The 12117-nt window shown below is 63.9% G+C and carries 11 protein-coding genes; 7 read left to right on the forward strand and 4 right to left on the reverse strand.

From position 1 onward, the window contains the following. Window positions 1-35 precede the first annotated feature (35 nt). The 6 genes from rhaS to C9427_RS27950 all read left to right on the forward strand — a co-directional run bounded on the left by rhaS (window position 36) and on the right by C9427_RS27950 (window position 6307). Window positions 36-1031 carry a rhamnose ABC transporter substrate-binding protein gene (gene rhaS / locus C9427_RS27925; protein ID WP_107652266.1) on the forward strand — a complete coding sequence of 332 codons (996 nt, stop codon included), beginning with the start codon at window positions 36-38 and terminating at the stop codon, window positions 1029-1031. 84 nt (window positions 1032-1115) lie between these two features. Further along, entirely contained in the window at window positions 1116-2657 is a 1542-nt protein-coding gene (locus C9427_RS27930; RefSeq protein ID WP_107652267.1) for a sugar ABC transporter ATP-binding protein, read from the forward strand. Next, window positions 2654-3631, forward strand: coding sequence for an ABC transporter permease (locus C9427_RS27935; RefSeq protein ID WP_107652268.1), 978 nt, complete (start codon window positions 2654-2656; stop codon window positions 3629-3631). The genes C9427_RS27930 and C9427_RS27935 overlap by 4 nt, the downstream gene beginning before the upstream one ends. After that, entirely contained in the window at window positions 3628-4623 is a 996-nt protein-coding gene (locus C9427_RS27940) for an ABC transporter permease (protein WP_107652269.1), read from the forward strand. Before C9427_RS27935 ends, C9427_RS27940 begins: the two co-directional genes overlap by 4 nt. Further along, window positions 4623-4940 (forward strand): L-rhamnose mutarotase, encoded by a 318-nt coding sequence (gene rhaM / locus C9427_RS27945; protein WP_107652270.1) that lies wholly within the window; start codon window positions 4623-4625, stop codon window positions 4938-4940. Before C9427_RS27940 ends, rhaM begins: the two co-directional genes overlap by 1 nt. Continuing rightward, a complete protein-coding gene (locus C9427_RS27950) occupies window positions 4937-6307 on the forward strand; it encodes an FGGY-family carbohydrate kinase (protein ID WP_107652271.1) in 1371 nt (456 codons plus the stop codon). The genes rhaM and C9427_RS27950 overlap by 4 nt, the downstream gene beginning before the upstream one ends. A 59-nt stretch (window positions 6308-6366) precedes the next feature. Here C9427_RS27950 and C9427_RS34960 read toward each other — a convergent pair whose 3' ends face one another. The 4 genes from C9427_RS34960 to galE form a co-directional block, all read right to left on the reverse strand. Then, window positions 6367-7314, reverse strand: coding sequence for an arginase family protein (locus C9427_RS34960; RefSeq protein WP_245437191.1), 948 nt, complete (start codon window positions 7312-7314; stop codon window positions 6367-6369). Beyond that, window positions 7296-8192, reverse strand: a complete 897-nt coding sequence (locus C9427_RS34965; protein ID WP_245437192.1) for an alanine/ornithine racemase family PLP-dependent enzyme — start codon at window positions 8190-8192, stop codon at window positions 7296-7298. The genes C9427_RS34960 and C9427_RS34965 overlap by 19 nt, the downstream gene beginning before the upstream one ends. Window positions 8193-8195: 3 nt before the next feature. Continuing rightward, entirely contained in the window at window positions 8196-9446 is a 1251-nt protein-coding gene (locus tag C9427_RS27960; RefSeq protein ID WP_107652272.1) for a D-amino acid dehydrogenase, read from the reverse strand. Window positions 9447-9558: 112 nt separating this feature from the next. Beyond that, the gene (galE, locus tag C9427_RS27965) at window positions 9559-10554 is read right to left on the reverse strand and encodes a UDP-glucose 4-epimerase GalE (protein WP_107652273.1); all 996 of its coding nucleotides are present in this window, start codon (window positions 10552-10554) and stop codon (window positions 9559-9561) included. Window positions 10555-10831: 277 nt separating this feature from the next. Between galE and hemA the strand changes: the two genes are divergently transcribed. Continuing rightward, entirely contained in the window at window positions 10832-12109 is a 1278-nt protein-coding gene (gene hemA / locus C9427_RS27970) for a 5-aminolevulinate synthase (RefSeq protein WP_107652326.1), read from the forward strand. The last annotated feature ends 8 nt before the right edge of the window (window positions 12110-12117 follow it).

The following is a 12117-nucleotide window of genomic DNA, read 5'->3' on the forward strand; positions in this document are numbered from 1 at the left end:
ACGATGGAATGCAAACGCTCAAGGGAGGAAATTCGATGAGCTTTCTGAAGAAATTGATGGTTACGGCGGCGTTTTCGGCCGCCATGTTCGTGAATGCCGCCTATGCCGAGAACGTCAAGATCGCGCTGGTGGTGAAGTCGCTCGGCAACGGCTTCTTCGACGCCGCCAACAAGGGCGCCGAAGAGGCGGCCAAGGAACTGGGCGATGTCGACATCATCTACACCGGCCCGACCAAGGCAACCGCCGAAGCGCAGATCGAAGTGGTCAATTCGCTGATCGCCCAGAAGGTCAACGCCATCGCCATTTCGGCCAATGACGCCGATGCGCTGGTGCCGGCGTTGAAGAAGGCGATGGAACGCGGCATCACCGTTATCTCGTGGGATTCGGGCGTAGCACCCGAAGGCCGCCAGCTTCACCTCAACCCGTCCGACACCGGCCTGATCGGCGAGACCATCATCAAGCTCGCCGCCGACTATCTGCCGGAAGGCGGCGATGTCGCCATCCTATCGGCCTCGTCCACCGCGACCAACCAGAACGCCTGGATCGACGCGGCCAAGAAAATCCTGCCGGAGAAGTTCCCCAAGATCAATCTCGTCGCCACCGTCTATGGCGATGACGATTCGGCCAAGAGCACGGACGAAGCCAAGGGTCTTCTGAAGTCCTACCCGAACCTCAAGGCGATCATCGCACCGACCACGGTCGGCGTCGTTGCCGCCGCCCAGGTGGTGACCGACGAGAACCTGATCGGCAAGGTCAATGTCACCGGCCTGGCGCTGCCCTCGGAGTTCAAGAAGTTCATCGACAATGGCTCTTCGCAGGCGGTGGCGCTGTGGAACCCGATCGACCTCGGCTACTCGGCCGTCTACCTCGCTCACGACCTGGCGGTGAAGAAGGAGGAGGCCAAGCCGGGCGCGACATTGTCGATCGGCCGCGTCGGCAAGGTGACGCTCGACGACACCAACTCGGCTGCGATGGCTCCGCCCTTCCAGTTCGACAAGACCAACATCGAGAAGTTCTCCAAGATCTACTGATCCTGGCGCCTTCTGAACTAGCGCGGCGGGACCAAAATCCCGCCGCGGCTTTAAACGGACCTTGTTTCAGGGCTTGATACGATTATGGACACGACAGCCCAGCACAGCACGGTGAGGGAAAGGCCTCAAGCCTCCACCCCACGCCTGACGCTGTCCGGCATCTCCAAGAGCTTTCCCGGCGTGCGCGCGCTGCACGATGTCAGCCTGTCGCTTTATCCCGGCCAGGTGACCGCACTGATCGGCGAGAACGGCGCAGGCAAGTCGACGCTGGTCAAGATCATGACCGGCATCTACCAGCCCGACGCCGGCGCGATCAGCATCGACGGCCAGGCCGTCACGCTGCCCAGCGCACATGCCGCCTTTGGCCATGGCATCACCGCCATCCATCAGGAAACCGTGTTGTTCGACGATCTTTCGGTCGCCGAAAACATCTTCCTCGGCCATGCGCCGCGCACACGCTTCAAGACCATCGACTGGCGAACCATGCGCAAGAACGCCAAGGAAGTGCTGGACACGATGGGCGCCGGCCATATCGACGCCGACGCACGGCTCAAGGATCTCGGCATCGCCAACAAGCACCTCGTGGCGGTTGCGCGCGCCATGTCGATCGACGCCCGCATCGTCATCATGGACGAGCCGACGGCAGCGCTGTCGATGAAGGAGATCGAGGAACTTTTCCTGCTGATCGAATTCCTCAAGAGCGAAGGCAAGGCGATCCTGTTCATCAGCCACAAGTTCGACGAGATCTATCGCATCGCCGACCGTTACACGGTGTTCCGCGACGGCGAGATGGTTGGCGAAGGCATGATCAAGGACGCCGGCCAGAGCCAGATCGTGCGCATGATGGTCGGCCGTTCCGTCGACCACATCTTTCCGCAGCGCCAGGCAGCAATCGGTGCGACGGTGCTGACTGTCTCCGGCCTGTCGCATCCGACCGAATTCGATGACATCGGCTTCGAATTGCACAGGGGCGAAATCCTCGGCTTTTACGGCCTTGTCGGCGCCGGTCGCAGCGAGGTGATGCAGGCGATATCGGGCATTACCCGCACAGCCAAGGGCACCATCACGCTGGAGGGCAAACCGATCGCGCCGAAATCGGCGGCGGATTCGATCGAGGCCGGAATCGTCTATGTACCGGAGGAGCGCGGCAAGCAGGGCGTGGTGATCGGCCTGCCGATCTTCCAGAATGTCTCGCTGCCCTCGCTCACGCGCACATCCAAATCGGGCATATTGCGGCTGGCGGAAGAATTCGCGCTGGCCCGCGCCTTCACCGAGCGGCTCGACCTGCGTGCGTCCTCGCTCAGCCAGGATGTCGGCACGCTGTCGGGCGGCAATCAGCAGAAGATCGTCATCGCCAAATGGCTGGCGACCGCGCCAAAGGTGATCATCCTCGACGAGCCGACCAAGGGCATCGATATCGGCTCCAAGGCCGCCGTGCACGGCTTCATGGCCGAGCTTGTCGCGCAAGGCCTTTCGGTGATCATGGTGTCGTCCGAACTGCCCGAAATTCTCGGCATGTCGGACCGCGTCGTCGTCATGCGCGAGGGCCGCATCGCCTCTGTCTATGACAACAAGGAGCTCGACGCCGAGACGCTGGTCAGGACGGCTGCGGGGATCGCGGCATGAAGGCTTTTCTCAAATACCGCGAAATCTGGCTGCTGGCGGCCATCGCCGTGCTGATCGGGCTGATCTCGACGCGCTTCCCGGGTTTTGCCGACCCGGCCAATCTGCGCCAGGTGTTCAACGACACCTCGATTCTGATGATCCTGGCGCTGGGGCAGATGGTGGTGATCCTGACCCGCTCCATCGACCTGTCGATGGCGTCCAACCTCTGTTTCACCGGCATGGTGGTGGCGATGCTGAACGCAGCACTTCCGGCCATCCCGATCCCGCTGCTGATCGTCGTGGCACTGCTCGTCGGGCTGGTGCTCGGCGCCATCAACGGTTTTTTGGTGTGGCGGCTGAACATCCCCTCGATCGTGGTGACGCTGGGCACGCTCACCATCTATCGCGGCGCGACTTTCGTCATCTCTGGCGGCGCCTGGGTCAATGCCGACCAGATGAGCCCTGACTTCATCGGTTTTCAACGTGCAGCGTTCCTCGGCATTCCGGTTCTGTCATGGATCGCCCTGCTGGTCATCGCGCTGTTCTTCCTGTTGATGACGCGCACGGCGCTCGGCCGCTCGATCTACGCCATCGGCGTCAACCCGACCGCGTCGGTCTATGCCGGCATCGATGTCGGCCGCACCAAGTTCGTCGTCTTCTGCATCTCCGGCATGATCGGCGGGCTCGCCGGCTATCTCTGGATCTCGCGCTATGTGATCGCTTCCGTCGAGGTCGCGAACGGCTATGAGCTCAACATCATCGCCGCCTGCGTCATCGGCGGCATCTCGATTGCCGGCGGCATCGGCTCGGTCGGCGGCGCGGTGCTCGGCGCGCTGTTCCTCGGTATCATCTCCAATGCGCTGCCGGTCATCAACATCTCGCCCTTCTGGCAGATGGCGATCTCGGGCAGTGCCATCATCCTGGCGGTGGTGCTCAATGCGCGCGGCGAACGCCGGCAGGGCCGTATCATCCTGAAGAAGGCCGAAACGGCATGACCGACACCCCTGCCCCGCGCCACATACCGGATCGGCTGGACAAGCCGCTCTCTTCGGCGATCTTCTCGTGGGAGGCGCTGCTGGTCGTGGTCGCGATCGCGATTTTCGCCATCAACAGCTTCGCCTCGCCCTATTTCCTCGACCCGTGGTCGTTGTCTGACTTGACCTTCAACTTCACGGAAAAGGCGCTGATTGCCTTCGCCATGGCGCTGCTGATCATTTCCGGCGAGATCGACCTGTCGGTCGCCGCCATCATCGCGCTCGCCTCGACCATGATGGGCATGGCGGTGCAGGCTGGCGCCGGCACGCCGGTGCTGGTGGCGATCGGCATCCTCGTCGGGCTCGGCTGCGGCGCCTTCAACGGCCTGTTGGTCACAAGGCTCGGACTGCCATCGATCGTCGTCACCATCGGCACGATGAGCCTGTTTCGCGGCATTGCTTTCATCATTCTCGGCGACCAGGCCTACAAGGGTTATCCCGCAAGCTTCGCCTTCTTCGGCCAGGGCTATGTCTGGTGGGTGGTGTCGTTCGAACTGGTGTTGTTCGCCGTCGCGGCCATCATCTACTGGTTCGTGCTGCACCGGACGAGCTTCGGCCGTCGCGTCTTTGCCATCGGCAACAACTCTATCGCGGCGCAATTCTCCGGCGTGCGCGTCGACCGCATCAAGTTCATCCTGTTTTGCCTGACCGGGCTGATGTCGGGCATCGCCTCGGTGCTGATCACCTCGCGGCTCGGCTCGACGCGGCCTTCGATCGCGCAAGGCTACGAGCTGGAAGCCATCACCATGGTGGTGCTCGGCGGCGTCAGCATTCTGGGCGGCGCCGGCAGTATCCTGGGTGTCGTGCTTGCCGCCTTCATCATGGGGCTGGTCACTTTTGGCCTGGGGCTGCTCAACGTGCCCGGTATCGTCATGTCGATCTTCATCGGCCTGCTGCTGATCATCGTCATCGCATTGCCGATCCTCTGGCGGCGGCTGCGCGGGGGACGCTGATGCCTGAGAAATACGCGTTCAAGATGATGCTCGATCCCGGCATGAAGGCCGAATACAGGAAGCGCCACGACGAGATCTGGCCGTCGCTGGTCGAACTGCTCAAACAGGCCGGCGTTTCCGATTATTCGATCCATCTCGACGAAGAGACCAACATTCTCTTCGGCGTGCTGTGGCGCAGCGACAGCCATGGCATGAACGATTTGCCGAAGCATCCGGTGATGCAGCGCTGGTGGGCGCACATGGCGGACGTCATGGAAACCAAGGCCGACAACGAGCCGGTGGCGGTGCCGCTGGAAACCATGTTCCATATGGAATGACTGGACTTCGCCACATCGCCGTCATCGATATCGGCAAGACCAACGCCAAAGTGGCGCTGGTCGATCTCGCCACATCAAGCGAAGTGGCGCTGCGCCGTGTGGCCAATGCGGCTTCCGCTGATGGTCCCTACCCGCATCATGATGTCGAGGCCCTGTGGGCTTTCATCCTCGACAGCCTCGCCGCGATCCATCGTGAGCAGCGCATCGACGCCATATCGATCACCACGCATGGGGCGACGGCGGTTCTGGTCGAGGCCGAAGGCGGCTTGGCGCTGCCAGTGCTCGATTATGAATTCGCCGGGCCTGACGCACTCGCCCAAGATTATGACGCGATGCGTCCGCCCTTTGCCGAGACGGGCACGCCGCGCCTGCCGGTCGGCCTCAACATTGGCGCGCAGCTCTTCTGGCAGCAGAAGCTGTTCCCGGCCGAATTCGCCCGAGCCGCGATCCTGATGTACCCGCAATACTGGGCCTTGCGGCTGACCGGCGTCGCTGCCAACGAGGTGACCTCGCTCGGCTGCCACACCGATCTGTGGAACCCTTGGCAAGCCGATTTTTCGTCACTGGTCGACAAGATGGACTGGCGCCGTCAGATGGCGCCGGTGCGGCCGGCGAGAGACCGCCTCGGCCCGATCCTTCCCGCTCTCGCCAGACAAACCGGGCTCGACCCGCAAACGCCGGTATTTTGCGGCCTGCACGATTCCAACGCCTCGCTGCTGCCGCATCTCATCGCCGACCTACCGCCCTTCTCGGTCGTCTCGACCGGAACCTGGGTGGTGTCGATGGCGGTCGGCTGTGCCAAGGTCGTGCTCGATGCGGCGCGCGACACGCTGGTCAATGTCAATGCGCTCGGCGATCCCGTGCCTTCGGCGCGCTTCATGGGCGGGCGCGAGTTCTCCCTGCTGACCGACGGCAAGCCGCAGGACTGGAGCGACGCCGATGTCGCGGCCGTGCTGGCACGCAAGACGTTGCTGCTGCCGTCGACCCAGCAGGGCTCGGGGCCTTATCCACGCCACGCCGCCCAGTGGCTCGCCGCCGAAGACATGACCAACGGTCAGCGCTTCACCGCCATCTCGTTCTATCTGGCGTTGATGACGGCGACCTGCCTCGACCTGATCGGTGCCGGTGGACCGACAATCGTCGAGGGCCCCTTTGCCCGCAACCGGCTTTTCACCCGAATGCTGGCGGCCGCCACGGCACGCGCCGTCATTGCGTCCGAAGCCGCAACCGGCACCAGCATCGGCGCCGCCTTGCTGGCATCGGATCACGGCGCGGTCGGGAGCAAGGGCGAAAGGACCGAACCACCTGACGGCCCGGCTTGGGCCGACTATGTTCGCGCCTGGCGGGCAGCTGTCGATGCAAGCTAGCTCTTGTTTTTATGCATGTCGTTGTCGCAAAACCGCTGCGCACTTTTGCGCGACTTGCATTAGAGAATCCGCTTGCCGAAAGCCGACATGACGAAGCTGACGGTGTCTTTGGCGATCCGCGGATCGAGATCGGCCGTCAGCCCGGACACATCCATCGACAGCAGCCTACCGGACAGCGCGATCGCCTCCATCGCCTGATGCGTTTCGCGCACGGTGAGGCCGCCGGACCCTGCCGCCCAGCCGGCGAATTCGGTCACATCAGGCGAATAGCTGACATGAAAGCCTTGCGTGCCAGAGGTGGCGATGCGGATCGCCTCATGCATCAAGTCGCGCATGCCCATGGCGTCGATATCGGTCATGGTGAAGGCCGAAACGCGCGAATCCTTCAGCACCCGCACTTCCGCCGGATCGGCATGGCGCAGGCCGACGATGACGACATTTTCCGGCGAAAGCTGCGGCTGAAAGGCGCCGGGCTTGTGATCGAGACCAAGAGCGCGCGCCAGCACTGAGCGTTCCGGCAGTTCGATGCTGTCTTCGCCTTCGGGCATCAGGGCTGCGATGGAATCGATCCAGATCAGGCCAAACGAGTGGGTTGCCCGCGCCGTCGCCGCCAGCGCCTTGTGGGCAATGCGGCGATCGCCGCCGGCGGTCAGCCGGATCAGGCCGGACGGCGGCCTCTCGATATCGGCCAGTTCGACGACGTCGAAATTCATCGCCTCCAGCCGCGCGCCGGTCGCTTCCCGGGCGAGGATGCCGGCTGCCGCGGGCTCCGCCGATATCGACACCATCTTGCGGCCGGAAAAATCCTCGACATCGTGCATCGGCGCCTTCTCGACATATTCCGAGGTCATGGCCAGCAGCATGGCGCCGTAGCTCATGCGAAAGGCCACGCGGTCGCCAACGGCGAGCGGCGGATCGGCGTCATGCACGTCGAGCAGCAGATGGTCGCTGGAAGCGCCGAGCACGCGCACGCCCTTGGCGATCGGCGTCAGCCCCTCGACCAGCACGTCCTCGCGGCCGATATTGGCGATGGCCGCAGCCTGTCGCCCTCGTCGGGAAACACCGGCTGGTTGCCGAAAGCGTCGTAGCCGGACTGGCCGATCGGGCGCGATGGCTTCAGCTTGACCTCGATGATGTCGCTGGTCAGGCGGCAGGCATCGGGCTCGAGTTCGTCCCAAGGTGTGTCGCGAAAGGTTTCGACGCCGCCCTGCAGGATCGCCTCGCCGACACGCAGGTTGTTGATGCCGGCGGGCAGCCTGCCTTCGAGCAGCAATGTCAGCGACGACGAAGCTCCGCCCGAGATCCAGTCGAGCCTGGCGCCGGACAGGCGTTCGGTCTTGTAGGCGTGGGCGACAAGCTGCCCGAGATTTTCCTCCGTCGGCATGATGGCGCCGAAGCAGCCGAGATTGGTGCCGATGCCAGCGATGCGCACGCCCTTGAGCGCCAGGATCTGCTCGACCGTCGGCACGAGATCGTTCGGCCAGATGCCTTCCCTGAGGTCGCCGAGGTCGATCATCAGCATGATGTCGTGGACGCGGCCCATGCGCTCGGCGATGCGCGATATCTCGCGGATGGTGGCGAGTTCGGATTGCAGGCTGATGTCGACGGTGCGCACCACCTCCTCGACACGCGCCATCGGCGGGCTGCGCAGCAGCATGATCGGCGCGTTGATGCCGCTGTCGCGCAGCCTTCGGATGTTTTCGAAGCGCGATTCGGCGATGCCGGCGACGCCGCCGCGCAGCATGGCGCGCGCCACTTGCGGCATGCCGCATGTGCCCTTGGTGACGCCGAAGACCTTGATGCCCGACAGCGCGCAGCGCTCGACGATCGTGCGCGCATTGCGCTCGATGCGGCCAAGGTCGATGGCGACTTGCGGTCCCGACATTGCCTAGTTCCTGTACAGCAGCCCTTGCGGATCGATCTCCGGCTTGCGGCCGGCGACCATATCGGCCAGGAACTTTCCCGAACCGCAGGCCATGGTCCAGCCGACATGGCCATGGCCGGTGTCGAGATAGAGGTTCCTGTAGCGCGCCTGGCCGATGACCGGCACGGAGTTCGGCATCATTGGCCGCAGGCCGGCCCAAAGCACGGCCTTCTTCTCGTCGAAGGCGCCTGGGAACAGATCATTGCCGGTCCTGAACATGGCGGCGAAATCGCTCGGTCTGTGCGTGCGGTCGAAGCCGGTGAACTCGGCGGTGGAGGCGAGCCTCAGACGATTACCGAGCCTGGAATAGGCGATCAACTGGTCCTCGTCGGCGCCGCCCATGGTCGGTCCCTTGCTTTCGTCGTCCAGCGGGATGGTCGCGGTGTAGCCCTTCACGGGATAGACTGGCAGGTCGATGCCGTAGCGGCGGCCGAGCAGGCCACTTTCCGGCCCCATCGAGATCACCACGGCATCGCAGGCGACAGGGCCAGCAGACGTCATCACCGCGCGCACGCGGTCGCCCTCGATGTCGAGACCTTCGACCGTCGTGCCGTAGAGAAACTTCACGCCGAGTTTTTCGGCGGCATGAGCAGCAAGGTTCTGGGTGAACTGGCTGGAATCGCCAGTCTGGTCGATCGGCGAATAGACGCCGCCGGCGATCTTGTCCCTGGCTCCGGCAAGGCCGGGTTCGAGCTCGACCAGCCGGTCGCGGCCGACGATCTCGATCGGCAGGCCATGCTCGGCGAGATAGCGATAATTGTCGGTGCCGGTATCGAGGCTCTGCTGCGATCGGAAGAAATAAAGAATGCCCTTCTTGCGCTCGTCATAGTGGATACCGGTATCCGCAGAGATGGCGTTGATGCAATCGCGGGAATAGAGCGCCAAGCGCAGCTTGACCTGACTGTTTGCGCGCAGCCGCGCCTGCGTGCACTGCCTGAGGAAGCGCAGGCTCCAGGCGAAAAAATAGGGATCGAAGCGCAGCCGCACCTTGATGCCGAGATCGTGGTTGTAGAGCGCGCGCAGGAAGGTCTTCAGCGCGGCGGGCGAAGCCCAGGCGGTGGCATCGCCCGGCGATACCAGCCCGGCATTCGACTGGCTGGTGCCGCCCGCCGCCGCCTGATGGCGCTCGATGACGGTGACGTCGTGGCCGTCGCTGGCCAGGTAATAGGCGGCCGCCGTGCCGACCACGCCGGCCCCCAGCACCAGGATCTTCATGCCATCCCCCAAGGCTCAACGACGCGGTGCAGCGCCTCCACGCTCCGCCGCGAAGCCCATTCATAGCGCGTCCACGGCCAGCTTTCGAGCCCACGGCCGAAGAACCGGTGGATCAGGCCCGCGCCGAATTCTTGCCGGTCAGGATGCGCTCCCAGGCCAGCGCATCGGCGACGATCAGGTCGAGATCGTCGCGCTGCGGCGTCCAGCCGAGTTCGCGGCGCGCCAGGTCCGAATTGGCGACCACCGCCGCGGCGTCGCCCGGGCGACGCTCGCCCATCCGCACATCGAAATCACGGCCAAAGACGCGCCGCACGCTGTCGATGACTTCAAGCACCGAATAGCCGTGGCTGTAGCCGCAATTGGCGACGAGGCTGGTGCCGCCGGCGCGCAGCCGCTCGAGCGCCAGCCGATGTGCCGCCGCCAGGTCGCTGACATGGATATAGTCGCGCATGCAGGTGCCGTCCGGCGTCGGATAATCGGTGCCGAACACCTGCATGAAAGGGCGCTTGCCGAGCGCCGTCTCGCAGGCGACCTTGATCAGGTGCGTAGCGCCCGGCGTCGACTGGCCGGTGCGGCCCTTGGGATCGGCGCCTGCGACGTTGAAGTAGCGCAGTGCCGTATAGCGCAGGCCGTAGGCGGTTGCCGCGTCGCGCAGCATCCATTCGCTCATCAGCTTGGACAAGCCGTAAGGTGATTCCGGCGCCAGGCGGCCATCCTCGCGCACGGGCTCCAGCCCGGCGCCGCCATAGACGGCGGCGGTCGAGGAAAAGATGAAATGGGGCACGCCTTCGCGCACCGCGGTCTCGATCAGCGTGCGCGTCTTGCAGGTGTTGTTCTCGTAATAGCCAAGCGGGTCGGCGACTGATTCGGGAACCACGATCGAGCCGGCAAAATGGATGATCGCGTCGACCTGGTTGTCGCGGATGATGGAGCCGACCAATTCCTTGTCGGCGACATCGCCGACGACCAGCTTCGCCTCGGGCGCCACCGCCCATTCGAAACCGGTCGAGAGCCGGTCGAGAACGACAACGCTTTCGCCCGCATCCAGAAGCTCCCAGACCATGTGGCTGCCGATATAGCCGGCACCGCCTGTCACCAAAACCGTCATCCGTATCCTCACACCATCTGATTTATCGGAAACTGTCTCAACAAGCGCCTTACTGGAAAGCCTGCGGCATGGCCATTAAAACCCTGCATGTTAAGTCGGTAACAGTTGCTCCGGCCCGCGGCATGATACCGAAACAAAGTTGATCCACATCAAGGGAATAGGCCACGATCCATGGTCGTTAGGAACAGGCTTGGGGCGTGGCATTTTGACCAAAAAGGTCCGGTGGACGCCGAATGAGGCAGTGACTATGATCCCGCGCAAAAATTGGGAAGCCGACATGAACTACCAGCGGTTCTTCGAGGAAGCGATCGACCAGCTCCATGCGGAGCGGCGCTATCGCGTCTTCGCCGACCTCGAGCGCATCGTGGGGAAATTCCCGCGCGCTATCTGGCGCGCCAACGGCCGCGCCCAGGAAATCACCGTCTGGTGCTCCAACGACTATCTCGGCATGGGCCAGCATCCCGATGTCATCGCCGCGTTCCAGAACGCGGCCGGCAAGATGGGTTCGGGCGCCGGCGGCACCCGCAACATTTCCGGCACCAGCAACCCGCTGGTCGCGCTCGAACTGGAACTTGCCGACCTGCACGACAAGGAAGCCGCATTGGTGTTCACCTCCGGCTTCGTCTCCAACGAAGCGTCGATCTCGACCATCGCAAAGCTCCTGCCCAATTGCCTGGTGCTTTCGGACGAGCTGAACCACGCCTCGATGATCGAGGGTGTGCGGCGCTCGGGCGCGGAGAAGAAGATCTTCCGCCACAACGATGTCGCGCATCTCGAAAGCCTGCTGCAGGCCGCTGGCCGCGAACGGGCCAAGCTGATCGTCTTCGAAAGCGTCTATTCGATGGATGGCGATATCGCGCCGATCGAGCAGATCGTCGATCTCGCCGAGCGCTACAATGCCATGACGTATATCGACGAGGTCCATGCCGTCGGCATGTACGGCCCGCGCGGCGGCGGCATCACCGAGCGCGAAGGCCTGGCCGACCGCATCGACATCATCGAAGGGACACTGGCCAAGGCGTTCGGCACGCTCGGCGGCTATATCACCGGCCCAAGTGCTGTGATCGATGCCGTGCGCTCCTATGCGCCGGGTTTCATCTTTACCACGGCGCTGCCGCCGGCAGTCGCCGCCGCCGCCACCACCTCGATCCGGCACCTGAAGCGCTCGCAGGCCGAGCGTGACGCGCAGCAGCGCCAGGCGTCCCGGACCAAGGAGATTCTTGCCGCCGCAGGCCTGCCTGTGATGGAATCACCCACCCACATCGTGCCTGTGCTGGTCGGCGATCCCGAACTCTGCAAGATGGCCAGCGACCGCCTGCTTGGTGTGCACGGCATCTACATCCAGCCGATCAACTACCCGACCGTGCCGCGCGGCACCGAGCGGCTGCGCATCACACCGACGCCGTTCCATTCCGACGCGCTGATAGCCGAATTGCAGGACGCCCTGGTCGAGACCTGGGACGCGCTCGGCATTCCCTATGCTTCGGCCGGCCGGCCGGCCGTTGCCAAGAGCGACCGCATCATCCCCTTGCTGGTGCCCAAGTCAGGCGGGTGAGGCCCGCC

The sequence above is a fragment of the Mesorhizobium helmanticense genome (genome assembly GCF_003034915.1).
In the GTDB taxonomy this organism is placed as follows: Bacteria; Pseudomonadota; Alphaproteobacteria; order Rhizobiales; family Rhizobiaceae; genus Mesorhizobium; species Mesorhizobium helmanticense.